This is a genomic window from Cellvibrionales bacterium (genome assembly GCA_016713115.1).
Taxonomy (GTDB): domain Bacteria; phylum Pseudomonadota; class Gammaproteobacteria; order Pseudomonadales; family UBA7239; genus UBA7239.
In genome coordinates, this window is sequence record JADJPU010000001.1 from 1838521 (window position 1) to 1861713 (window position 23193).

Annotated in this window: 22 protein-coding genes and 1 pseudogene; 18 read left to right on the forward strand and 5 right to left on the reverse strand. The window is 49.8% G+C overall.

The features are described from left to right. Position 1: 1 nt before the first annotated feature. The 3 genes from IPK30_09125 to IPK30_09135 all read right to left on the reverse strand — a co-directional run bounded on the left by IPK30_09125 (position 2) and on the right by IPK30_09135 (position 2337). Positions 2 to 715: an acyltransferase gene (locus IPK30_09125; protein ID MBK8103429.1), complete on the reverse strand. Its 714-nt coding sequence runs from the start codon at positions 713 to 715 to the stop codon at positions 2 to 4. A 24-nt stretch (positions 716 to 739) separates the two neighbouring features. Next, positions 740 to 1474, reverse strand: a complete 735-nt coding sequence (locus tag IPK30_09130) for a LysM peptidoglycan-binding domain-containing protein (GenBank protein ID MBK8103430.1) — start codon at positions 1472 to 1474, stop codon at positions 740 to 742. A 116-nt stretch (positions 1475 to 1590) separates the two neighbouring features. Beyond that, positions 1591 to 2337, reverse strand: coding sequence for a transglycosylase SLT domain-containing protein (locus tag IPK30_09135; protein MBK8103431.1), 747 nt, complete (start codon positions 2335 to 2337; stop codon positions 1591 to 1593). A 263-nt stretch (positions 2338 to 2600) separates the two neighbouring features. Here IPK30_09135 and IPK30_09140 point away from each other — a divergent pair, with 263 nt between their 5' ends. From IPK30_09140 to IPK30_09205, 14 genes are all read left to right on the forward strand, one after another. After that, positions 2601 to 2930: an NADH-quinone oxidoreductase subunit A gene (locus IPK30_09140; protein MBK8103432.1), complete on the forward strand. Its 330-nt coding sequence runs from the start codon at positions 2601 to 2603 to the stop codon at positions 2928 to 2930. A gap of 29 nt (positions 2931 to 2959) precedes the next feature. Continuing rightward, on the forward strand, positions 2960 to 3631 hold the full coding sequence (locus IPK30_09145) for an NADH-quinone oxidoreductase subunit B (protein ID MBK8103433.1): 672 nt from the start codon (positions 2960 to 2962) through the stop codon (positions 3629 to 3631). Positions 3632 to 3679: 48 nt separating this feature from the next. Then, positions 3680 to 5476 carry an NADH-quinone oxidoreductase subunit C/D gene (gene nuoC / locus IPK30_09150; protein ID MBK8103434.1) on the forward strand — a complete coding sequence of 599 codons (1797 nt, stop codon included), beginning with the start codon at positions 3680 to 3682 and terminating at the stop codon, positions 5474 to 5476. After that, entirely contained in the window at positions 5463 to 5990 is a 528-nt protein-coding gene (gene nuoE / locus IPK30_09155) for an NADH-quinone oxidoreductase subunit NuoE (GenBank protein ID MBK8103435.1), read from the forward strand. The genes nuoC and nuoE overlap by 14 nt, the downstream gene beginning before the upstream one ends. Continuing rightward, complete coding sequence (gene nuoF / locus IPK30_09160) at positions 5987 to 7297, forward strand: NADH-quinone oxidoreductase subunit NuoF (protein ID MBK8103436.1); 1311 nt, start codon at positions 5987 to 5989, stop codon at positions 7295 to 7297. Before nuoE ends, nuoF begins: the two co-directional genes overlap by 4 nt. 6 nt (positions 7298 to 7303) lie before the next feature. Next, complete coding sequence (gene nuoG / locus IPK30_09165; GenBank protein ID MBK8103437.1) at positions 7304 to 10033, forward strand: NADH-quinone oxidoreductase subunit NuoG; 2730 nt, start codon at positions 7304 to 7306, stop codon at positions 10031 to 10033. 17 nt (positions 10034 to 10050) lie between these two features. Beyond that, positions 10051 to 11079, forward strand: coding sequence for an NADH-quinone oxidoreductase subunit NuoH (gene nuoH, locus IPK30_09170; GenBank protein ID MBK8103438.1), 1029 nt, complete (start codon positions 10051 to 10053; stop codon positions 11077 to 11079). Beyond that, positions 11079 to 11624, forward strand: a complete 546-nt coding sequence (gene nuoI, locus IPK30_09175) for an NADH-quinone oxidoreductase subunit NuoI (protein MBK8103439.1) — start codon at positions 11079 to 11081, stop codon at positions 11622 to 11624. Before nuoH ends, nuoI begins: the two co-directional genes overlap by 1 nt. 10 nt (positions 11625 to 11634) lie before the next feature. Then, positions 11635 to 12132 (forward strand): NADH-quinone oxidoreductase subunit J, encoded by a 498-nt coding sequence (nuoJ, locus tag IPK30_09180; protein MBK8103440.1) that lies wholly within the window; start codon positions 11635 to 11637, stop codon positions 12130 to 12132. Positions 12133 to 12138: 6 nt separating this feature from the next. After that, positions 12139 to 12447 carry an NADH-quinone oxidoreductase subunit NuoK gene (gene nuoK, locus IPK30_09185; protein ID MBK8103441.1) on the forward strand — a complete coding sequence of 103 codons (309 nt, stop codon included), beginning with the start codon at positions 12139 to 12141 and terminating at the stop codon, positions 12445 to 12447. Positions 12448 to 12458: 11 nt separating this feature from the next. Next, positions 12459 to 14294, forward strand: coding sequence for an NADH-quinone oxidoreductase subunit L (nuoL, locus tag IPK30_09190; protein ID MBK8103442.1), 1836 nt, complete (start codon positions 12459 to 12461; stop codon positions 14292 to 14294). A 24-nt stretch (positions 14295 to 14318) separates the two neighbouring features. Then, on the forward strand, positions 14319 to 15809 hold the full coding sequence (gene nuoM / locus IPK30_09195; protein ID MBK8103443.1) for an NADH-quinone oxidoreductase subunit M: 1491 nt from the start codon (positions 14319 to 14321) through the stop codon (positions 15807 to 15809). Between the two features lie 5 nt (positions 15810 to 15814). Then, the gene (gene nuoN / locus IPK30_09200; GenBank protein MBK8103444.1) at positions 15815 to 17284 is read left to right on the forward strand and encodes an NADH-quinone oxidoreductase subunit NuoN; all 1470 of its coding nucleotides are present in this window, start codon (positions 15815 to 15817) and stop codon (positions 17282 to 17284) included. A gap of 267 nt (positions 17285 to 17551) precedes the next feature. Further along, entirely contained in the window at positions 17552 to 18358 is an 807-nt protein-coding gene (locus IPK30_09205) for a hypothetical protein (GenBank protein ID MBK8103445.1), read from the forward strand. A gap of 78 nt (positions 18359 to 18436) precedes the next feature. On the opposite strand, the gene IPK30_09210 is transcribed toward IPK30_09205, so the two are convergent. Beyond that, positions 18437 to 18640: a hypothetical protein gene (locus IPK30_09210; protein ID MBK8103446.1), complete on the reverse strand. Its 204-nt coding sequence runs from the start codon at positions 18638 to 18640 to the stop codon at positions 18437 to 18439. Positions 18641 to 18701: 61 nt separating this feature from the next. Here IPK30_09210 and IPK30_09215 point away from each other — a divergent pair, with 61 nt between their 5' ends. Beyond that, the gene (locus IPK30_09215; protein MBK8103447.1) at positions 18702 to 18941 is read left to right on the forward strand and encodes a hypothetical protein; all 240 of its coding nucleotides are present in this window, start codon (positions 18702 to 18704) and stop codon (positions 18939 to 18941) included. Positions 18942 to 19063: 122 nt separating this feature from the next. Here IPK30_09215 and IPK30_09220 read toward each other — a convergent pair whose 3' ends face one another. Next, complete coding sequence (locus IPK30_09220) at positions 19064 to 19363, reverse strand: hypothetical protein (protein MBK8103448.1); 300 nt, start codon at positions 19361 to 19363, stop codon at positions 19064 to 19066. On the opposite strand from IPK30_09220, the pseudogene nuoM (IPK30_09225) reads away from it, so the two are divergent. The 3 genes and pseudogenes from nuoM (IPK30_09225) (at position 19362) to IPK30_09235 (ending at position 23157) form a co-directional block, all read left to right on the forward strand. Further along, positions 19362 to 20826, forward strand: a pseudogene (gene nuoM, locus IPK30_09225) (NADH-quinone oxidoreductase subunit M). The gene IPK30_09220 and the pseudogene nuoM (IPK30_09225) sit on opposite strands and share 2 nt — an antisense overlap. 5 nt (positions 20827 to 20831) lie before the next feature. Further along, on the forward strand, positions 20832 to 22304 hold the full coding sequence (gene nuoN / locus IPK30_09230; protein MBK8103449.1) for an NADH-quinone oxidoreductase subunit NuoN: 1473 nt from the start codon (positions 20832 to 20834) through the stop codon (positions 22302 to 22304). Positions 22305 to 22419: 115 nt separating this feature from the next. Then, positions 22420 to 23157 (forward strand): hypothetical protein, encoded by a 738-nt coding sequence (locus tag IPK30_09235; GenBank protein ID MBK8103450.1) that lies wholly within the window; start codon positions 22420 to 22422, stop codon positions 23155 to 23157. Positions 23158 to 23193 lie beyond the last annotated feature (36 nt).

The window sequence follows — 23193 nt, forward strand, 5'->3', positions numbered from 1 at the left end:
CTTATCGGCGAATAATTAGCGATTGCAGCCAGCGCCACCAGCTATTGCCGCCCAAAACAAATTTGTCGATGTCATCAAATTGTTTGGCCAATGCTTCTGGGTGCGCATAAAACAGCGTGCGTGTGCGAAATTCTGCATTAGTGTCTAGTTCTTTCACGATGCGCGCCGGATTGCCAGCCACGATGACATTGGCAGGTACATCTTTGGTGACGACGCTGCACGCGGCGACAATGCTGTTGTCGCCAATGGTGACGCCTTTTAACACCGTGGCGTGATCGCCCACCCACACATTATTGCCAATATGCACGGGGTAGGCCTGTGCATCGCGTTCGGTGCGATCGTAAATGCCGTGCCAATCGCAGTCCGTCACATACGCGCCATTGGCAAACATACAGCCATCGCCAATTAAAATTTCATCGGATGCTGAAATTCGCACGCCGGGGGAAATCATCACCGCATCGCCGATGCGAATCGTGCCGCTGCCTTGTTCGCGCCCCCACACGCCGATGCGCACACGCTGATCCGCTTCCGCCACGATGGTGGGTGATTCACCGATGTGAATATTGTCGCCAGAAATAACGGTGTACCACGGCTTGGTGATGGTGTGATATTTGCCGAGAGAGGCACATTCAGGGCGCAAAAAATATTCGGCATACCAGTGGCGAAAACGCAGCCAGATTTTTTTAGCGAGATAGGGGCGCAAATCTTGCTTCATGGGTTGTGGATGCCGGCGATGAAGTTAGTCGAGATGCAGTTTAATACGCTGCCCCGGTTTGATTGCGGAATTGTTTTTGCTGAGTGAATTCCAACGCATGATGTCGTTAACACTGACCTTGTATTGGCGTGAAATGGCCATCAGCGTGTCGCCGCTTTTTACGGTGTGGGATGTGGTTTTGCTGCTACTGGTTTTTTTGGCGGTACTTTTAGTCGCTGCGCTAGTAGGTTCATACGATTGCGTGACGCGACTGCGACTCGAGCCGCTGGAAGCCACTTTGTTGGTGCTGGAGTTGGTGCTGGACACAGATATTTTTTGACCTTGGCTGAGCGTCTGCCCTACGCGCAGGTTATTCGCTTTGCGCAGCGCATCGGGCGTGGTGCCAGTTTTTTGCGCAATCGACCACAGCGTATCGCCGGCTTTAACGGTGTAGCTGGAACTTGAGCTGGAATTGGAGCTGCTCCTGCTGTTTAGCGTGCTGTTGCTTTTGCTAACGGAGCTGCTGCTGGGCGAACGGGTTTTGGTGTTGCGAGCAGCTTTATCTTCTAGGGCTTGCACATGAGGGTTGAAGCTGTCGTTGCTGTTGAGGGAGCCTGCGTTAGGCAGCAACTCGTTGCTGTTCATGCTGGCAATGCGTTCTTGCAGGTCGTTGGCTTGGTCGATGGGTACCAGCAAACGGTAGGGGCCGCCTGGCGGTGTTGCCCAGCGGCTGACGCCGGGGTTTAGCAGATGCAACTCATCGCTGTCGATTTTGGCCAAGTCGGCTGCAAAACCGAGGTCAATCTGGCCGCTGAAATGCACTTCGGAGAAATAGGGTAGGTCGGGGATGTAGGCCCAATTAATGCCGAATTTTTCAGGTTGCTTACTGATTTGCGCTAGCGCCAGTAGTTTGGGTACATACGCCCTGGTTTCGGTAGGGACATCAAGACTCCAGTAATCGGTAGGCAGCCCGCGCGCGCGGTTTTGGCAACGGCTTTGTCGATGGTTCCCCAGCCGGCGTTATAAGCGGCCAGTGCTTTAAGCCAGTCGCCATCGTAGTGATTGCGTAAGAAAACCAGATAGTCGAGCGCTTTGTTGGTGGCGGCTGGCACATCGCGGCGCGCGTCATACCACCAGTTCATGTCCATTCCTAGGTGTTTGGCGGTACCGGGAATGAACTGCCACAGCCCTGATGCGTTGCTGGTTGAAACGGCAAAGGGGTTGTAAGCGCTTTCAACAATCGGCAGTAAAGCCAGTTCACCTGGAAGGTTGCGAGCTTCTAACTGGCCAACAACATAGTGCAGATAGCGTGACGAGCGTGCCGATACACGATTCAAATAAGACTGATGGCTGATATACCAGCCGCGCTCGGTGATGATGCGTGGATTGGTCTCGCTGTTCGGCATCTGGTAGCGGTTTACAGCGCGTTGCCACAGGCTTGGCGCTAAGTGTGGGGCTTTGCTCCACTCGGCGCGACATTGTTTGCCATCGCTGCGAATGTTGTAAGAAAACAGTGAAAAGCGAAAAGAGCGATGTTTGGCACCATATGCACCGCGCTCCGACACAGTTTCGCAGCCTGTCAGTACGAGTAAGATGAAGCAAAATAACAGCGTGCGCGTTGGCGTAGCAGTGCGGAAGTTCATCGGATAACCACAGAAAAGGGTCGCCGATTGTCGTTGATTTATATGCAATTTTCTAGCCTGATCTTTATGCGAAGCCTGCGTTAGGACAAGTAGAAGCCTGTGCAAAGCAAGGGCTTTTGGTTACCATACGCGCGGTTACATAACATCATTTTTTCTCCTCTGGAGCCTATGTGTCTGTCACTGCGCTAGACAAGGTAGAAACTCTCGCCCACAACTGGTCTTTCGGTATTTTTCTGCTTGCCATCGTCGCCATTTGCGTACTGATGCTCGGTGTGTCGTGGTTGGTCGGTGGGCGCTATCGCGGTCGTGCAAAGAACGAGCCGTTTGAGTCTGGTGTGGTATCGGTGGGCAATGCCCGCTTGCGTTTCTCGGCCAAGTTTTATCTCACCGCGATGTTCTTTGTTATTTTCGATGTGGAAGCACTCTTTCTTTACGCATGGGCGGTGTCTGTGCGCGAATCGGGATGGCCCGGCTTCATAGAAGCAGCAATTTTTATTCTGGTGCTGCTGGCAGGATTGATCTATGTCTGGCGCATTGGTGCATTGGATTGGGCGCCGGACTCGCGTCGCAAGAAAAATACGCAAAGCAAATAATCAGCCACACTTTTTGACTTGAGGTAAAGATGGATTACACGCTGACCCGCATTGATCCCGACGAACCCGGTCGTTATCCGCCCGTCAATCGCCAGCAAGTGGCGGACCCTCTCGAAGAGCAAGTGCACAAAAATATTTTTCTGGGCAAGTTGGAAAATCTTCTGCACGGCGCGGTGAACTGGGGGCGAAAAAATTCACTCTGGCCTTACAACTTTGGTTTGTCTTGCTGCTATGTCGAAATGGCGACTTCTTTTACCTCGCCACACGATGTGGCGCGCTTTGGCGCCGAGGTTATCCGCGCGTCGCCACGACAAGCGGATTTGATGGTAGTGGCAGGCACTTGCTTCATCAAAATGGCGCCGGTTGTGCAGCGTTTATACGAGCAAATGTTAGAGCCTAAATGGGTGATTTCCATGGGTTCTTGCGCCAATTCTGGCGGCATGTATGACATTTATTCCGTAGTGCAAGGCGTGGATAAGTTTTTGCCGGTGGATGTGTATATCCCAGGTTGCCCGCCGCGCCCAGAGGCGTTTTTGCAGGGTTTGATGCTATTGCAAGATGCCATTGGTAAAGAGCGCAGGCCGTTGTCGTGGGTGGTGGGTGAACAGGGTGTTTACAAAGCCAATATGCCAGCGCAGCGCGATTTGAAACAAGCCGAGCGCAACGCGGTGCAGATTTTGCGCACGCCGGATCAAGTTTAATTTCCGCAAATTATTTTTTTGCAGCTAGAGCCAGTTGGAAGCCATCGCGTGACGCAAGAAACTGACACACAATCTTCAGTAGACGCAGTATCTCAGCCCGCAGGGTTTGAGCATGAAGTCGTGCGTGAGTTATATGCGCAATTTGGCGAAAGTGTGTGTCACTTTCAGCGCACGCGCGATGCGGTACCAACGGTATGGGTGCCGCGTGAACGCTTAAAAGAAGTGTTATTGTTTTTGCGCAACCTGCCACGCCCGTTCGTGATGTTGTACGACTTGTCTGCTATCGACGAACAACTGCGCACGCACCGTCGCGGTCAACCATCTTCAGATTTCACAGTTTTCTATCACTTGCTGTCGATTGAGCGCAATAGCGATGTGCGCATCAAAGTGGCGTTGGCTGCCAGTGATATTCATTTGCCATCCGTGACCGGTATTTGGCCAAACGCCAATTGGTATGAGCGCGAAGTGTGGGATATGTTCGGTATCACCTTCGAAGGTCATCCACATTTGTCGCGTATTTTGATGCCGGCGTATTGGCAAGGGCATCCGCTGCGCAAAAGTTATCCCGCGCGCGCTACTGAATTTGATCCGTTTTATTTAGATGCTGCCAAGCAAGATGCCGAGCAGGAATCCTTGCGTTTCAAGCCTGAAGATTGGGGCATGAAACGCAGCACCAAGAATGAAGATTTTATGTTCCTCAATCTTGGGCCTAACCATCCATCAGCACACGGTGCATTTCGTATTGTGTTGCAGTTGGACGGCGAAGAAATTGTCGATTGCGTACCGGATATTGGCTATCACCATCGCGGTGCAGAAAAAATGGCAGAGCGCCAGAGCTGGCACTCATTTATTCCGTACACCGATCGCATTGATTATCTCGGCGGTGTAATGAACAACCTGCCGTATGTGTTGGCAGTGGAAAAATTAGCAGGCATCAAAGTGCCAGCGCGCGTGGAAGTAATACGCGTGATGATGGCGGAGTTTTTTCGCATCACTTCGCATTTGTTGTTTCTCGGGACTTATGTGCAAGATGTCGGTGGCATGACGCCAATTTTCTTCATGTTTACCGATCGTCAAAAAGCCTACGATGTCATTGAAGCGATTACCGGTTTTCGTATGCACCCAGCGTGGTATCGCATCGGTGGTTTGGCGCATGATTTACCACGCGGTTGGGATGGCAAAGTACGCGAGTTTCTCGACTGGATGCCTAAGCGTTTAGACGAATACGAAAAAGCTGCGTTTAGAAACGGTATTTTGCGTGCGCGTACCATTGGCGTGGCTCAATACAACAGCAAACAGGCTTTGGAGTGGGGTGTAACAGGCTCTGGTTTGCGCGCTACCGGTGTCGATTACGATTTGCGTAAAAAACGCCCGTACTCGGGTTATGAGCAATTTGATTTCGATGTGCCGCTGGCGGCAAATGGCGATGCTTACGATCGCGCCATGGTGCGTTTGGAAGAAATTCGTCAGAGTTTGCGCATCATTCGTCAGTGTTTAGAAAATATGCCGGCTGGCACCTATAAAGCGGATCACCCGTTAACTTGTCCGCCACCAAAAGAGCGCACATTAAAAGATATTGAAACGCTGATCACACACTTCCTCGGTGTTTCGTGGGGGCCGGTGATGCCGTCTGGCGAGAGCAGTCAGATGATAGAGGCGACGAAAGGCATCAACAGTTATTACTTGGTTTCGGATGCCAGCACCATGAGTTATCGCACACGCATACGCACGCCCAGCTTCCCGCACTTGCAACAAATTCCTTCGGTGATTCGCGGTTCGATGATCGCGGATTTGATTGCTTATTTGGCTTCTATTGATTTTGTGATGGCAGATGTCGACCGCTAAACCTACTCCAAGCAAGGCCGTGTTGGCGACAGATCGTCCGCCGCGTTATGCCTTTCACCCTGCAGATCGCGAAGAAATTCTGCACGCTATTCATCACTACGATGATGCGCGCGCCGCTTCCATTGATGCCCTGAAAATTGTGCAAAAGCGCCACGGTTGGGTGCCGGATGAAGCGATTGACGCTATCGCCGGTATTTTGGGTATTCCAGGCTCCGATGTGGAAGGCGTAGCAACTTTTTACAATTTAATTTTTCGTCGTCCGGTCGGTCGTCATGTCATTAAAGTGTGTGACAGCATCGGCTGTTTTCTCACTGGTTATGAAGAATTAACTGCCGAAATTAAAAAACATTTGGCGATTGAGTACGGTCAAACCACGGCCGATGGCCGTTTCACACTGTTGCCGATTTGTTGTTTGGGAAATTGCGATAAAGGCCCGACCTTGATGATCGACAACGATACCCACGGCCCCGTGCGTGTTGCTGATGTGCCTGCGCTGTTGGAGCGTTATGTATGAACGCAAATAAAACTGCGGACACGCATCCGCTGACTTGGCGTTTGGATCATCTGAAAGATCGCGTTTTAGATTTGCCAACTTACGAAAGTTTGGAAGGTTTTGCTGCACTGCGTAAAGTAGTGAAAGAGATGTCGCCGCAAGATCTGCAGCAATTGGTTAAAGACGCCAATTTGCGCGGTCGCGGCGGTGCCGGTTTCCCCGCTGGTATTAAATGGTCGTTAGTGCCGATGGGTGAGGGTGCGCCGAAGCAAAAATATTTGGTGTGCAATGCGGATGAAATGGAGCCAGGCACCTTCAAAGATCGCTTGTTGATGGAGCAATTGCCGCATCAATTAGTTGAAGCGATGATTGTTGTCGGCTACGCACTGCAAGTGTCCAAAGCGTATATTTTTCTGCGCGGTGAATATGTTGTGGCGGCACACAACCTCAATCGTGCGATTGCCGAAGCGAAAGCGGCGGGTTATCTCGGCGATAACATTCTCGGCAGCGGTTGGGGCATGGAATTGTTTGTGCACACCGGCGCGGGCCGCTACATCTGCGGCGAAGAAACTGCGTTGATCAATTCGCTGGAAGGTCGCCGCGCCAACCCGCGTGCCAAGCCACCGTTCCCGCAGGTGTCTGGTCTGTGGGGCAAACCGACAGTCGTTAATAATGTCGAAACACTGAACAATGTGCCGGCGATTGTGTTGCGCGGTGCGGAGTGGTTTAAAAGTTTGTCGCAGGGCAAAAGCCCAGATGCGGGTACGAAGTTGTACGGCATGTCTGGTCGCACTAAACGCACGGGTGTGTGGGAGCTACCTATCGGCACCACAGCGCGCGAAATTTTTGAAGATTACGCCGGCGGCATGCAAGACGGTTTGGATTTGATGTGTTGGCTACCGGGTGGCGCATCGACCGATTTTTTACTGCCGGAACATCTCGATTTAGCCATGGATTTTGACACCATTGGAAAAGCCGGCAGCCGTATGGGTACTGGTCTCATCATGGCAGTAGATAACAAACAAAATATTGTTTCGGTGGTGCGCAATTTAGAGCAATTTTTTGCGCGTGAATCTTGCGGTTGGTGTACGCCGTGTCGCGATGGTTTGCCGTGGACGGTAAAAGTTTTGCAGGCCATTGAAAACGGCGAAGGTTTGGCGGGTGATATTGAAATGTTGGAACAGACCACGCGCTTTTTAGGCCCCGGCAAAACCTTTTGTGCGCATGCACCGGGTGCGATGGAGCCGCTGCAGAGCGCGTTGAAATTCTTTCGTGGTGCGTTTGAGCAGGGCATCAACACCACCACACAAGAACAGCAGGTAGGGTGACAGACAATGGCCACTATTTACGTTGATGGCAAACCGCAAGAAGTAGATGGCGCAGATAATTTGCTGCGTGCCTGTCTGTCGCTCGGCTTGGATGTGCCGTATTTTTGCTGGCACCCTGCGCTGGGTTCCGTCGGTGCTTGTCGTGCCTGCGCTGTTAAGCAGTATGCAAACGCGGATGACAAACGCGGTCGCATTGTGATGTCGTGTATGACGCCATCCACTGACAACACTTATATTTCGATAGATGATGAAGAAGCCAAAGCATTTCGCAAATCGGTAGTGGAATGGTTGATGACCAATCACCCGCACGATTGTCCCGTGTGTGAAGAGGGCGGTCATTGCCATTTGCAAGATATGACCGTGATGACAGGCCACAATCAGCGCCGCTATCGCTTCACAAAACGCACGCATCAAAATCAGGATCTCGGTCCTTTCATTAACCATGAAATGAATCGCTGTATCGCCTGCTATCGCTGTGTGCGCTACTACAAAGATTACGCGGGCGGTGAAGACCTCGGCGTGTACGGTGCGCACGACAATGTGTATTTCGGTCGTGAAACGGACGGCGTTTTTGAAAATGAATTTTCTGGCAATTTGGTAGAAGTGTGTCCAACCGGCGTGTTTACCGATCGCACCCACTCTGAACGCTACAACCGTAAATGGGATATGCAATTTGCGCCGAGTATCTGCCAGCAGTGCAGCGTCGGTTGCAACACCAGCCCGGGCGAGCGCTACGGTGAATTGCGCCGCATCGAAAACCGCTATCACGGTGACATCAACCATTATTTTTTGTGTGATCGCGGGCGCTTTGGTCACGGTTATGTAAACCGCAAAGATAGACCGCGCCAGCCTTGGCAGCGCGTGGGTGATGCCATTAACACGATGGATGTGGATGCGGCGTTAGATGCAACGGCGGATGCGTTGCGCAGTTGTAAACGCGTAATTGGTATTGGCTCGCCGCGCGCCAGCGTGGAAGCAAATTTTGCACTGCGTCAGTGGTTGGGTGAGCAAAACTTTTTCAGTGGCACCAGTGCCGCCAAACAAATTCTGGTGGAGCAAGCTCTAGCTATTTTGCAAAACAGCCCTGTGCGCACGCCATCACTGCGCGAGATGGAACGCGCGGATGCAGTATTCGTGTTGGGTGAAGATGTTACGCAAACCGCACCGCGCATTGCACTGGCGCTGCGTCAAGCCGTAAAGAATAAAGGCTTGCAAATGGCGGCCGATAGCAAGATCGCGGATTGGCAGGCGATCGGTGTAAAAGATATTGCGCAAAATGAAAAAAGCCCGTTATTTATTGCAGCGTTTGCTGAAACGCGTTTGGATGATGTGGCAGAAGCCTGCGTGCAACTCTCCAGTGAAGAGATTGCGCGCTTGGGTTTTGCAGTGGCGCATTGCATAGATGCCAGCGCGCCAGCGGTTAATGATTTAACGGCAGAACAAAAAATATTAGCCGAACAAATTGCAGAGGCATTGTTGGCGGCAGAAAAACCTTTAGTGGTTTCTGGTACCGGTTGTGCGTCCGTAGCCATCATGCAAGCTGCTGCCAATATCGCCGCCGCTTTGCACAACAAAGGTCGCTGTGCGCAACTGGCTTTATGTCAGCCTGAAGTAAACAGCATCGGCGTTGCTATGTTGGGCGGTGATTCGGTAGAAAAAGCGCTCGCTTTATTGGAAAGCGGCGAAGCCGATGGCGTTGTCGTGATTGAAAATGATATTTACCGTCGAGCCGATGTCGAACGAGTTGAAGCGGCATTGGCGAAAGCTAAAGTGTTAGTGGTGATCGATCATCAACAGACGCCGACCATAGCGAAAGCCGATTTTGTATTGCCAGCCAGCAGTTTTGCGGAAGGCGATGGCACGATGATTAACATGGAAGGTCGCGCGCAGTGTTTCTTCCAGTTATACGACCCCGCGTATTACGATCCTGATTGCAAAATTCACGAAAGTTGGCGTTGGGTTTATGCGCTGCAAACATCGGTAGAAAGCAGGGAAGTGTCGTGGACGCACTTTGATGATATTACGCGCATGTGTGCTGCCACCATTCCAGCGCTGTCGCGCATCATGGAAGCCTCACCCGATGCAACATACCGCGTCAAAGGTTTGAAAATTGCGCGTTCACCGCGTCGCTATTCCGGGCGAACGGCAATGCGCGCCAATATTTCTGTGCACGAGCCACGCGCATCACAAGATTCTGATACCGCGCTGTCTTTTTCAATGGAAGGTTATGTGGGGCCAAACGAGCCCGCGCCTTTCATTCCCTTTGCATGGGCACCTGGTTGGAATTCGCCGCAAGCGTGGACCAAGTTTCAAGACGAAGTGGGCGGACATTTGCGCACCGGTGATTCTGGCGTGCGTTTGATTGAGCCAAAATCTGAGGCGCAATCAAAATATTTCACAGAGATACCTGCAGCATTTTCTGTGCGTGACGATGCGCTGCGCGTAGCGCCGTTGTATCACCTGTTTGGTAGTGATGAACTCTCGGCAATGGCACCGGCCACGCAATCTATGGTGGTGCAGGCGTATGTGGCATTGTCGGTGGTAGACGCTGCGCGTTTGAAATTAGCAGAAAATAGTTTGGTGAAAGTTTCACTGGCAAACCGAACTTATTCTCTGCGCTTGCAGATCAGTAAAACGCTGGCAGAGGGGTTAGTTGGTTTGCCCGCCGGTATTCCTGGAATGCCGCCGATATTGGGTCACGCGTACGCGCAACTGGCTACAGGGAGCGGTGCATGAATAGCGTGATAGATGGCTTGTCGTTCGACGACCTCATCACCATTGGTATAACGGTGGTGAAAGCTGTTGTGATTTTGGTGTGCACTTTGGTGGGCGGTGGTTTCTTAAGTTTTGTGGAGCGCCGCGTGTTGGCGCTGTGGCAGGATCGTCACGGTCCGAATCGTGTCGGGCCCTTTGGTTTGTTGCAACTGCCAGCCGATATTGTGAAATTGTTATTCAAAGAAGACTGGACGCCACCATTTGCCGATAAATTAACTTTTTGGCTCGCACCATTTATTGCGATGAGTGCACTGTTGGTATCGGCGGCGATAGTGCCAGTGACAGAAACTTGGGGGGTTGCTGATCTCAATATCGGCATTCTATTTTTTATCGCAATGGCGGGTTTGTCTGTGTATGCCGTGCTGTTTGCGGGCTGGTCATCCAACAGTAAATATTCATTGCTAGGTGGAATGCGTTCTGCTGCGCAAACCGTTAGTTATGAAGTGTTCATGGGGATTTCGGTGATGGGTGTGGTGATGCTCGCCGGTTCTTTCAACATGCGCGACATTGTGGAAGCGCAGCGCGATGGTTGGTTTTTTGTCCCGCAATTCTTTGGCTTTATCACTTTTTTGGTAGCTGGAGTGGCGGTGGCACATAGAACGCCGTTTGATTTGCCAGAGGCGGAATCGGAGTTGGCGGCAGGGTATCACACCGAATATTCCGGTATGAAATGGGTGATGTTTTTCGTCAGTGAATATGTTGGCGTTGTGTTAGTTTCTGCATTGCTCGTCACGCTGTTTTTTGGTGGTTGGCATGAGCCAGCTTTGTTGGGTTTTGATTTGTGGCCGCAATGGTTGTCTTTTATTCCTGGCTTTTTCTGGTTTGCTTGCAAAACAGCGTTTTTCATTATGTTGTTTATTTTGGCGCGCGCTGCATTGCCGCGCCCTCGTTATGATCAAGTGATGGCCGCCGGTTGGAAGTTTTGTTTGCCGTTGACGCTGCTTAACTTGTTGGCGACAGCTGTCGTTGTGTTGTTGCAAAACCCAACAGCAGTAGGGGGTGCGTGATGGCTACTGCTAAACAGATTTTGTGGGGTATTGGCAGTCAACTGCGCAGCTTGTGGATGATATTTTCTCATGCCTGGCGCAAGCGTGACACGCTGCAATACCCAGAAGAAAAAGTGTATTTGCCGCCGCGTTATCGCGGTCGTATTGTGTTGACGCGCGATCCCGATGGCGAAGAGCGCTGTGTGGCGTGTAACTTGTGTGCGGTGGCCTGTCCGGTTGGCTGTATTTCGCTGCAAAAAGCAGAGAAAGAAGACGGCCGCTGGTATGCGGATTTTTTCCGCATCAATTTTTCGCGCTGTATTTTTTGTGGTATGTGTGAAGAGGCTTGTCCAACCACAGCAATCCAATTGACGCCTGATTTTGAAATGGCGGAATACGATCGCCAGAATTTGGTGTACGAGAAAGAACATTTGATGATTTCTGGTGTGGGTAAATATCCGGATTACAATTTTTATCGCATGTCAGGCATGGCAATTGCCGGCAAGCCCAAAGGTGCTGCCAACAATGAAGCGGCGCCGGTCGATGTGAGAGGTTTATTGCCATGAGGTTTACACAATGGTGATTGCATTTTATTTGTCGGCCGTGGTGGCGCTGTTATCCACCATGATGGTAATTAGCACGCGCAAACCGATACACGGCTTGTTGTATTTAGTGGTGTCCTTACTGGCTGTGGCGATGATTTTCTTTGCGGTTGGCGCGCCGTTCGCCGGTGCATTGGAAATTATTGTTTACGCAGGCGCCATCATGGTGCTGTTTGTGTTTGCGGTGATGATGCTCAATCTTGGTGAAAAAGGTTTGAGTCAAGAAAGTGCATGGACGGGGCTGTCGGTATGGATAGGTCCCTCTGTACTCACTGCCATTCTGTTATTGCAGTTGTTGTATGTCATGTTTACGGGTGAATTGCCTGCTGCCGGTTTGCACAGTGTTGATGCCAAACAAGTGGGTATTGCACTGTACGGTCCTTATTTATTGTGCGTTGAATTGGCGTCTATCCTGCTGCTGGCGGCATTAGTGGCGGCCTATCACTTGGGGCGTGCAGATGAAAAAGAGTAATCAACGATGAATGGAATTCCGTTAGAACACGGTTTGATGTTGGCGGCAGTGCTTTTTGCATTAGGACTCACGGGAGTGTTGGTGCGCCGCAATATTTTGTTCGTGTTGATGAGTATTGAAATCATGATGAATGCCGCTGGCTTGGCATTTGTGCTGGCGGCAAGCCGTTGGGGTCAGCCGGATGGTCAGATCATGTTTATCTTGATTCTTACATTGGCTGCAGCAGAAGCTTCTATCGGTCTTGCTATTGTGTTGCGCTTACATCGCCGTTTCCATTCGCTGGATATTGATGCAGCAAGTGAGATGCGCGGATGAGTAGCTCAATGATGACTTGGTTGCCCTTTACTTTTTTGTTTCCGTTATTGGGTTTTGTGCTGTTGGCATTTTCGCGTGGTCGTTTGTCTGAAAATATATCGGCAGTGATTGGCGTGGGCAGTATGGCGTTGTCAGCATTGACAGCAGCGTGCGTGGCGTTTGAGTTCGTAGCGCAGCCTGTGCCTGCTAGCGTTTCGCAGGTGTTGTGGACATGGATGCAGGTGGGTGATTTTGCGCCGCGCATTGCTCTGCATTTGGATGGCTTGTCATTGACGATGTTGTGCGTTGTCACCGGTGTCGGGTTTTTTATCCATTTATTTGCCTCTTGGTATATGCGTGGAGAAGAGGGGTATTCGCGCTTTTTTGCCTACATGAATTTGTTTGTGGCGAGCATGTTGTTTTTGGTGCTGGCCGATAACTTGTTATTCCTGTTTTTGGGTTGGGAAGGCGTGGGTTTGTGCAGTTATTTGTTAATTGGTTTTTATTATAAGCACGCAGCAAACGGCCATGCCGCGATGAAAGCCTTCATCATCACGCGCGTTGGCGATGTATTTATGATGCTGGGTTTGTTGGTTTTGTTTCACGCATTCGGCACGCTGGATATTCAACCGATGTTGAAGGCTATTCCAGAGTATGCAGATCGCGGTGCACTGGCATTGGCAGCGTTGTTGTTGTTGGGTGGTGCTGTCGGTAAATCTGCGCAATTGCCGCTGCAGACTTGGTTGGCCGATGCGATGGCGGGCCCTACACCAGTATCGGCGTTAATTCACGCCGCCACGATGGTGACAGCAGGTGTGTATTTGATTGCGCGCACGCACACTTTGTTTGAGGTGTCGCCGGATGTATTGCTATTGGTCGGAACTACAGGTGCAGTAACTTTGTTGTTGGCAGGCTTTAGCGCGTTGGTGCAAACCGATATCAAACGCATTTTGGCGTATTCCACCATGAGTCAAATCGGTTATATGTTTTTGGCATTGGGTGTGGGTGCGTGGCAAGCGGCGGTATTCCATTTGATGACGCATGCGTTTTTCAAAGCGCTGCTGTTCTTGTCTGCGGGTGCAGTCATTGTTGCCTGTCATCACGAGCAAGATATTTTTCGCATGGGCGGCTTGCGTAAAAAATTGCCACTGGTATACGCCTGTTTTCTGGTGGGCGGTTCCGCTTTGGCGGCATTGCCGTTTGTGACAGCAGGCTTCTATAGCAAAGACGAAATTTTATGGTTGGCGTTTGCCAATGGTCAGCAAGTATTTTTCTATGTGGGATTGTTTGGCGCGTTGCTCACATCCATTTATACCTTCCGTTTGATTTTTATTGTTTTCCACGGCGAAGAAAAAACCAAAGCCCATGCTGGTCACGGTGTTGCGCATGTGCTGCCGTTGGCGGTGTTGTTGCTGTTGTCCACGGCGGTGGGCGCGATGATTCATCCGCCGCTTGCAGGTGTATTACCTGAATCAACAATTGCCGATGAATCAGCCAAGCACTGGGTGGAAATTGTTTCTGCTGCGGTGGCGATAGCTGGTGTCGGCATTGCAGCGTGGCTGTTCTTGCCAGCGCAAAAACCATTGCAAGCACTGTTTGCACAGCATTGGGCGCACGGTGTGCGCTGCCTATGGAAATACGCGTGGGGCTTTGATGTGCTGTACGACAGAATTTTTGTGCGCCCGTATTTGTGGTTGGTGCGCATAAATAGTCGTGATGCTATTGATGTTGTGGTGGAAAGCATCCCCACTTTGATGCGCAAAGGGCATGACGCACTCAGCGTGACAGAAAATGGCTTGGTGCGTTGGTACGCCGCCAGCATTGCAGCAGGCGCAGCAGCGATATTGCTGGTTGTGTTGTGGTTGTGAATTTGAACGGGAATACATAACGACATGAGTATTATTTGGTTAATTTTTATCCCGTTGCTCGGCGGCTTGCTGTGTTGGCAGAGCGAGCGCGTGAGTCGCGCTGCACCGCGTTGGATTGCACTGATCAGCATGCTGCTGATGGGTGCGTTAGGTGTGCATTTTCTAGCGCACGGTGATTACACGCTCGTACCTTCTGCTGACGGAATGGTCGCATGGCAATTTGAGTATCGCGCGCCGTGGATTCCTTCATTGGGTATCAGCTTCCATCTCGGTTTGGATGGTTTGTCCTTGGCCATGATCTTGTTGACGGCTGGCTTGGGTCTTGCAGCAGTTTTGTGTTCATGGCGTGAAATTCAACGCAATGTCGGTTTCTTTTATCTCAACTTGCTGTGGAATCTTGCGGGTGTAGCAGGCGTGTTTTTGGCGCTGGATTTGTTTGTGTTTTTCTTTTTCTGGGAAGTGATGTTGGTTCCCATGTATTTCTTGATTGCGCTGTGGGGGCACAACACGCCGGGCGGCAAAGGCAGAATTCATGCGGCCAACAAGTTTTTTATTTTTACGCAGGCCAGTGGTTTGTTGTTGCTGATAGCCATTATTGGTTTAGTCATCGTGTCTTATCAGCAAACTGGCACGCTGAGTTTTGATTACGACGATTTGCGCAAAACTGTCATGTCGCCACCGGTGGAAATGGCTTTGATGTTGGGCTTCTTTATTGCGTTTGCTGTGAAGATGCCCATCGTGCCATTTCATTCCTGGTTGCCGGATGCGCACGCGCAAGCGCCCACGGCGGGCAGCGTGGATTTGGCTGGCGTGTTGTTAAAGACTGCAGCATTTGGTTTGCTGCGTTATGTGTTGCCTTTGTTTCCCAATGCATCGCAGGAATTTGCGCCGGTGGCGATGAGTTTGGGTGTGTTGGGTATTTTTTACGGTGCAGTTTTAGCATGCGCGCAGCACGATATTAAACGCTTGGTGGCTTACACCAGTATTTCGCACATGGGTTTTGTGGTGTTGGGTATTTATTCGGCCAATATGCTGTCGCTGCAAGGGGTAGTGATTCAGATGTTGGCGCATGGGCTTTCTGCCGGTGCGCTGTTTATTTTGTGCGGTGAAATCTACGAAAGATTGCATACACGCGATTTGCGCATGATGGGCGGATTGTGGTCGCGCATTACATGGTTGCCCGGCTTGTTTATGTTTTTTGTTGCAGCATCGCTCGGCTTGCCAGGTTTGGGCAACTTTGTGGGTGAATTTTTAATTCTGCTCGGCACTTTTAAGTCATCGCCTGTGTTGGCAACGCTGGCGGCGGCGGCTTTGATTTTGGCGGCTGTTTACAGTTTGTTAATGATGCAGCGCTCTTTTTATGGCGCTACACAAACAGAGACAAAACTGGAAGGCTTAACAGTGCGTGAAGTGGTAATGGTGCTGTTGCTAGTGGGTTTTTTATTGTGGTTGGGGATATACCCGCAACCGGTGCTTGATTTAACGCAAGCCAGCATGTTGCCGTTGGTGAGGTAAACGCGATGCCTATCGAAACTGCCAACGCTTCGCTGTCTATGCAGGGTTTGCTGAGTCTGCTCCCTGTTATTTTATGTAGCTTGACGGCTGTGTGCGTCATGTTAGGTATTGCGATTAAACGCAATCATTTTTTCAATGCAACAATTGCTGTGGTTGGGTTGAGTGCATCACTGGTGGCAGTGTGGTGGGTATCACAAAATATGCAGCCGCAAGCGGTAACGGATTTATTTATCGTAGACAGTTTTGCTTGCGTTTATATGGCATTGATTCTGGTAATTACCTTGGCGTGCGTGACGTTGTCTCACGCGTATATGGAAACGCATAGTGGTAATCGCGAAGAGTTTTATTTGCTGTTGGTGTTATCTGCTGTGGGCGCGATGTTGATGGTATGTAGCCGTCATATGGCAGCATTGTTTATCAGCATGGAAATTCTGACTATTCCCTTGTTTGGTTTAGCGGCGTACAGTTTTGCGCGTTCTCGTTCATTGGAAGCTGGCATCAAGTATCTGATTCTGTCGGCTACATCAACAGCCTTTATGTTGTTTGGTATGGCGTTGTTATACGCGCAAACAGGTAGCTTGTCTTATGTCGGTATTCAGTTTGTATTAGCGCAATCTGCATTTATTGAGCCGTTAGCATTGGTCGGTTTTGCAATGATATTTGTCGCTTTTGCATTCAAACTTTCATTCGTGCCGTTTCATTTATGGACACCGGATGTATACGAAGGTGCGCCTGCGCCCGTGTCTGCATTTCTGGCAACTGCCAGCAAAGTAGCTGTGTTCGCCGCGTTCATACGCTTGTTGCAAGATTTTCCGCTGATGTCTTTTGGTCCCATGCACGATGTGTTGGCCGCTATCGCAGGTTTGTCGATTATCGTCGGTAATTTGTTGGCGCTCACACAGAGCAACATCAAACGCATGTTGGGTTATTCCTCGATCGCGCATTTCGGTTATCTGTTAATTGCCGTGGTGTCTGTGCATCGTTTGGAGCAGCCCATCGTCGCGATCTATCTTGTTACTTACGTCATCACTGCGCTGGCAGCTTTCGGTGTGCTGGTGCAAGTCTCCAGCCCGTACCAAGGTGTGGATGCCGACAACCTGCAACATTATCGCGGTCTGTTCTGGAAACGCCCGTATCTCGCTTCGGTGATGACGGTGGCGATGTTATCGATGGCAGGGATTCCGATGACAGCCGGTTTTATCGGTAAGTTTCATATTGTGTTGATCGGTGTGGGCGGTCATTTATGGTGGTTGCTGGCGGCATTGGTGGTCGGCAGTGCGCTGGGGCTTTACTACTATTTGCGTTTGATGATTACCATGTTCCTACTGGAGCCGGGCATGCGTCGCTTTGAAGCGCCTCTCAATTGGGGACATACCACTGGCGGTTTGATGCTGCTGTTGGCGGCGTTGATGATGATCTTGCTGGGCGTGTATCCGGAGCCGCTGTTGCAGACTGTGATGGGAATTGGTACCTGATATCTGATGCTGGACAATAACAAACATGCTGTTTGTATTGATAAAATGGATTTTTTAGTAGGGCAATCTAGTGTTTTTGGAATTAAACGCTGATTTCATTGTCTATATACACTTTAATTGCTTGACGCCTAACAAATACTTGGTCTAGAATTACCAAAATCTACTGCGGTGAAATATTGCCTTGGTAGAAGACTTGCTAATTCCTCATCTTGCTCTAGTTGTAGTCAGAAGAGGGGGGGGGTAAAATTGATCACGCTGGAGTTTTATATGAAGAAAATTACTGGATTAACAATTGGCTTAATGGCTGCTGGTTTCATGCAAATGGGTCATGCTGCTGCTACAGACGTAGATAAAGTCTACACTGCTGCTCCTGCTTCAGCGACAATTACTGTTACTTTTAGCGGTGCATGTAAAGGTAAGCTTGAACTCCCTGTTACTAGTTTAGTGACCGAGACTGGTTTTTCTGAAGAGACCGGCGTGGTTTTTCAGGGTACAAACTACGTTAATATGTATGCATATACAGGGGCTGACAATAATGATTCAGTCTATTTTACTGCGTACAATTCGACTGCGAATGCAACGGATAAATTCACACAATCATTGAAGAAAGAGGTGCTTAAGTGGTCAAGCACAGCTAAGACTGACGTTTATGTAAATTTGCCCAGCAACGCTACATCGCCTACATACAGTGCTATCACTTGTAAAGTTGGCACTTTGGCGCAAGCTTTGACATACAAAGATACAAACGGTGACAATGTAGTTAGTAATGTTTACCTTAACGGTCAAGCTTCTAAACCGTCTTCGGTTTTAAGTCATCAGAATGCTGTGGTAGCAACACCGGCGGCAGCGGATCCAGCTACAACCGTTAATGTACCTGGTACTTACAAGCTGAGTGGAACCGTTAGCGGTTCACTGTATCAGCCAAGTGTCTGTACAACTAAAGCTGATGCCAAGGTTACTGATCCTGAGTATAGCTTGACTTGTAAGCAGCCAGCGGCGATCAAAGTAAAAGTACAAATCAAAGGCAAAGGCGATGATAACACGACTATTACTGGTCCTGTTCTTGTTCCTTAATACATTTTTGATTTGATACCGTAAAAAAAGCACCTTCGGGTGCTTTTTTTTGCCATTTTTTTATCACAGTAACGCTGGCTAATTGCTTGTTTTTGCACCAGCACAGAGCTGCTGTGCGCCATTAGGGTTCCGTTTACGCAGCAAGGCATTATCTGCGCCAGCAATATTTCCCCGCATTATTTTTGTACTAAATTGCAAAATTTCCCGATAAAAACCGTTTTTTCTGCCAAAAAATCTGCTATAAAAATCCTCTTGTGCAATCTGGCACGCTTTCTGCTTCAACCTAACTGTAACCAAAGCTTAACTACAACATATGTAATACGGGCAAACGAGGGATAGGGTGATGACAACTTTCTGGACAGGTTCGGCACTAGTGGCAGATTACGGCAACACCAATGGCCTGCGTGTGCAACCGGGTTACGGCACGCTGAATAACGCGATGAAGAATGCGATGCTGGCGCAGTTTGATGATACGGATGCGTCGGTGTGTGTGGATGAAGAAGATGCCGTGATGCATTGCGGATATCTGGAATGCCATCACGATGTATCTTTGCATGAGTTTGATATGCAACAAATTGAATAAACGTTACTGAAACAGCTTTTACAGGATTGGTTACACTTTTGGAGTGAACTTTACCGGTAGAGGAGGAATGAAAGAGGCGCTTCAGTGCCTCTTTTTTTATGTCAAAACATGAGGCGATGCTGTCAGCTCATGTTGTCCGCACTCCAATACGCTTTCATGCTTTGTACTTTGCCATCGGCATTCAGTTCAAAGACATCAATCGGGCTAATTTTCATGCCGGTCATGACTACGTCAAAACTGAATGCGACTGAGTTTCCGGCGCAGCGTGGTTTGCCGTTCAGTTCCAGTTTCACATTCATATCGAAAGCACTTTTGTAAAACGGTTTGGTGCGCTGGTATGCCGCCAGCATTGCGGCAGGTGCGGCGGCTATTCTGCTGATTGTGTTGTGGTTGTGAATATGAACGGGAATACATGACAACATGAGTATTATCTGGCTAATTTTTATCCCGTTGCTCGGCGGCTTGACGCGCTGCACCGCGTTGGATAGCGCTGCTGAGTATGCTGTTGATGGGCGCGTTGGGCGTGCATTTGCTGGCGCACGGCGATTTTACATTGGCGCCTTCTGCAGATGGCGCAACGGCTTGGCAGGCGGAATATCGTGCGCCGTGGATTCCTTCATTGGGGATCAGCTTTCACCTCGGCTTGGACGGCTTATCGCTCACCATGATTTTGCTGACGGCGGGATTGGGTATTGCTGCGGTTTTGTGTTCGTGGCGCGAAATTCAGCGCAACGTCGGTTTCTTTTATCTCAACTTGTTGTGGAATCTCTCCGGCGTGGCTGGCGTATTTTTGGCGCTGGACTTGTTTGTGTTTTTCTTTTTCTGGGAAGTGATGTTGGTTCCCATGTATTTTTTGATTGCACTGTGGGGGCATAACACGCCGGGTGGTAAAGGCAGAATTCATGCGGCGAATAAGTTTTTTATTTTTACGCAGGCCAGTGGTTTGTTGTTGCTGATTGCGATCATTGGCTTGGTGATTGTGTCGTATCAACAAACCGGCACACTGAGTTTTGATTACGATGTTGTGCGCCATACCGTGATGTCGCCCATTATTGAACTCGGTTTGATGCTCGGCTTTTTTATTGCCTTTGCGGTAAAGATGCCGATAGTGCCGTTTCATTCTTGGCTGCCCGATGCGCACGCGCAAGCACCAACAGCGGGCAGTGTGGATCTGGCGGGCGTACTGTTAAAGACAGCCGCTTTTGGTTTGCTGCGCTATGTGTTGCCAATTTTTCCGAATGCCTCGCAAGAGTTTGCACCTGTGGCGATGACGTTGGGTGTGATTGGTATTTTCTACGGTGCAATGATGGCCTGCGCGCAAAATGACATTAAACGCCTGGTTGCCTACACCAGCATTTCGCACATGGGTTTTGTCGTTTTAGGTATTTACTCGTTCCACTTGTTATCGCTGCAAGGTGTGGTGGTGCAGATGTTGGCGCACGGTATTTCTGCCGGTGCCTTGTTTATTTTGTGCGGTGAAATCTATGAAAGGCTGCATACGCGCGATTTGCGTTTGATGGGCGGTTTGTGGTCGCGCATCACTTGGCTGCCCGGTTTGTTTATGTTTTTTGTGGCAGCCTCCTTGGGTTTGCCCGGCATGGGTAATTTTGTCGGTGAGTTTTTGATTTTACTTGGCACGTTCAAAACATCGCCTGTACTGGCATCACTCGCGGCGGCGGCGTTAATTTTGGCAGCGATATACAGCTTGTTGATGATGCAGCGTTCGTTTTATGGCGCAGCACAGGCCGAAACTAAACTAGAGGGATTAACCGCGCGCGAAGTGGTCATGGTGTTGTTGTTGGTGTTTTTTTTATTGTGGTTGGGTATTTATCCCCAGCCTGTGCTTGATCTGACGCAAGCCAGCATGCTGCCGCTGGTGAGGTAAACGCGATGCCTGTTGAAACTGCCAATGCTTCGCTGTTACTGCACAGTTTACTGAGTTTGCTTCCTGTTATTTTGTGCAGCCTGACAGCTGTCTGTGTGATGCTTGGGATTGCCATCAGGCGCAATTATTTTGTCAACGCCACACTCGCTGTTATCGGGCTGAATGCTTCATTACTGTCTGTGTGGTGGGTGTCGCAAAAGTTACCGCCGCAGGCCGTGACAGATCTGTTTATCGTGGACAGTTTTGCCTGTGTTTATATGGCGCTGATTCTGGTGATTACACTGGCGTGCGTCACCTTGTCACACGCCTACATGGAAACACACAGCGGCAATCGTGAAGAGTTTTATCTGTTGCTGGTGTTGTCGGCTGTCGGTGCGATGCTGATGGTGTGCAGTCGTCACATGGCGGCATTGTTTATCAGCATGGAAATTCTGACGGTTCCCTTGTTTGGTCTGGCTGCTTACAGTTTTGCCCGTTCGCGTTCACTGGAGGCCGGCCTTAAATATCTGGTGTTGTCGGCCACGTCCACCGCCTTCATGTTGTTCGGCATGGCATTGCTGTATGCACAAACAGGCAGCCTTTCCTACACAGGTATTCAATCCGCCTTGGCGCAAACAGCACAAACAGCGCCATTAATGTTGGCGGGATTTGCGATGATTTTTATCGCCTTCGCTTTCAAACTATCTTTTGCACCATTTCATTTGTGGACGCCCGATGTATACGAAGGCGCGCCCGCACCAGTTTCGGCCTTCCTCGCCACGGCAAGTAAAGTGGCAGTGTTCGCCGCGTTTTTGCGTTTATGGCAGTGGATGCCCGCGTTGTCAGATGGCGTGATGAATGATGTGCTGGCGGCGGTTGCTGGTTTATCGATTGTGGTGGGTAATTTATTGGCGCTGACGCAAACCAATATCAAACGCATGTTGGGCTATTCGTCGATTGCGCATTTTGGTTATTTGTTGATCGCGGTAGTGTCTGGCTTAAATATTGAGCGCTCGGCGGTGATGATTTATTTGGTGACCTATGTAGTCACCGTGTTGGCAGCCTTTGGTGTGGTGGTGCAAGTGTCTAGCCCGTATCAAGGTGCCGATGCCGATAACTTGCACAACTATCGCGGTTTGTTTTGGAAGCGTCCGTATCTCGCTTCTGTAATGACGATGGCAATGTTGTCGATGGCGGGCATTCCAATGACGGCTGGTTTTATCGGCAAGTTTTATGTAGTGATGACGGGCGTGGGTGCAAAGCTGTGGTGGCTGTTGGCAGCACTGGTGTTGGGCAGCGCGCTGGGTTTGTATTACTACCTGCGCTTTATGATCACTATGTATTTACTGGAGCCGGGCATGCGCCGTTTTGAGGCACCGCTGAATTGGGGGCGCACTACCGGCGGTTTGGTGTTGTTGTTGGTGGCTGTGTTGGTAATATTGCTCGGTGTGTACCCAGAACCGCTGACCTTTGCGGCGATGAATTTACCCGTGGTTTGAGACAGCTCAAGACAAGAGGGTTATGTTGGGAGTAAAATGATCGCGCTGCCCTTTCGTTTTTTATGTAATGGATGCAGCAACAAAAAAATACTTATTATCTTTCGAGGATTGAACGATGAAAAAAATAATGATTCACAGCGCGCAGTGCGCATTGCTGAGTGCTAGTGTTATTGCTTGTTCCGCACAGGCTGGCAGTTATGATTATGACTACGAAGAAAATAGCCCACAAAAAGCCAGTTTGACGATTACATTGAGTGGTGCCTGCTCTGCCAAAATAGATGTGCCGGTAACCAAGGTTTACTACGGTAACGAGTATTCAGACAACACTACCGCTGGTCAAATAGACAAGGACAGCTCCTACGCTGAATTTAATTTTTATACAAACGATGGCTCCGTTAGCGTAAACGCGTATAACTATGCCGAAAGCGCGGGTGAGAAAGTTACTGAGAAGGTAAAGAGCGGTAAACGCTCGGTGAGTTTTAATATTGTTGGTGGTGGTTACTGGGATGTTCAAGCCTATTTTGATTCATTGGCTGGCGGCGCTTACGACAGCCAAATCAAGTGTAAAGATGGCGGCACTTTGCAACAGCAAATGATGCCATGGTGGGGTCCTTACTATGACGCTCGCGGTAACAAAGTCAGCGGCTCGTTGACGCACAGCAACAGCACGAGTGACCCATCAACAGGCACTTACAAAGTGAAGTTTTCTTCTACGGGAACAATGCAAGTGCCGGGTCAGTGCGCGCTGAAAGGTACATTAGGCAGTGACTACAGCTTTGTTTGTGCGCCTTCAAAGAAAATTACTATCAAGGTAACAGCAACTGCGCAAGGCGATTCTACACTGGTTCTTTAACGGCATAGTTTTGCCAACAAAGGTTGTAAAAATAGA

What these genes read in the sequence shown, in the direction of transcription:
- IPK30_09125 (MBK8103429.1), bottom strand. Translation starts at nt 715, where the DNA reads ATGAAGCAAGATTTGCGCCCCTATCTCGCTAAAAAAATCTGGCTGCGT.
- IPK30_09135 (MBK8103431.1), bottom strand. Translation starts at nt 2,337, where the DNA reads ATGAACTTCCGCACTGCTACGCCAACGCGCACGCTGTTATTTTGCTTC.
- IPK30_09140 (MBK8103432.1), top strand. Translation starts at nt 2,601, where the DNA reads ATGCTCGGTGTGTCGTGGTTGGTCGGTGGGCGCTATCGCGGTCGTGCA.
- IPK30_09145 (MBK8103433.1), top strand. Translation starts at nt 2,960, where the DNA reads ATGGATTACACGCTGACCCGCATTGATCCCGACGAACCCGGTCGTTAT.
- nuoE (MBK8103435.1), top strand. Translation starts at nt 5,463, where the DNA reads ATGTCGACCGCTAAACCTACTCCAAGCAAGGCCGTGTTGGCGACAGAT.
- nuoF (MBK8103436.1), top strand. Translation starts at nt 5,987, where the DNA reads ATGAACGCAAATAAAACTGCGGACACGCATCCGCTGACTTGGCGTTTG.
- nuoG (MBK8103437.1), top strand. Translation starts at nt 7,304, where the DNA reads ATGGCCACTATTTACGTTGATGGCAAACCGCAAGAAGTAGATGGCGCA.
- nuoI (MBK8103439.1), top strand. Translation starts at nt 11,079, where the DNA reads ATGGCTACTGCTAAACAGATTTTGTGGGGTATTGGCAGTCAACTGCGC.
- nuoJ (MBK8103440.1), top strand. Translation starts at nt 11,635, where the DNA reads ATGGTGATTGCATTTTATTTGTCGGCCGTGGTGGCGCTGTTATCCACC.
- nuoK (MBK8103441.1), top strand. Translation starts at nt 12,139, where the DNA reads ATGAATGGAATTCCGTTAGAACACGGTTTGATGTTGGCGGCAGTGCTT.
- nuoL (MBK8103442.1), top strand. Translation starts at nt 12,459, where the DNA reads ATGACTTGGTTGCCCTTTACTTTTTTGTTTCCGTTATTGGGTTTTGTG.
- nuoM (MBK8103443.1), top strand. Translation starts at nt 14,319, where the DNA reads ATGAGTATTATTTGGTTAATTTTTATCCCGTTGCTCGGCGGCTTGCTG.
- nuoN (MBK8103444.1), top strand. Translation starts at nt 15,815, where the DNA reads ATGCCTATCGAAACTGCCAACGCTTCGCTGTCTATGCAGGGTTTGCTG.
- IPK30_09205 (MBK8103445.1), top strand. Translation starts at nt 17,552, where the DNA reads ATGAAGAAAATTACTGGATTAACAATTGGCTTAATGGCTGCTGGTTTC.
- IPK30_09215 (MBK8103447.1), top strand. Translation starts at nt 18,702, where the DNA reads ATGACAACTTTCTGGACAGGTTCGGCACTAGTGGCAGATTACGGCAAC.
- IPK30_09220 (MBK8103448.1), bottom strand. Translation starts at nt 19,363, where the DNA reads ATGTTGTCATGTATTCCCGTTCATATTCACAACCACAACACAATCAGC.
- nuoN (MBK8103449.1), top strand. Translation starts at nt 20,832, where the DNA reads ATGCCTGTTGAAACTGCCAATGCTTCGCTGTTACTGCACAGTTTACTG.
- IPK30_09235 (MBK8103450.1), top strand. Translation starts at nt 22,420, where the DNA reads ATGAAAAAAATAATGATTCACAGCGCGCAGTGCGCATTGCTGAGTGCT.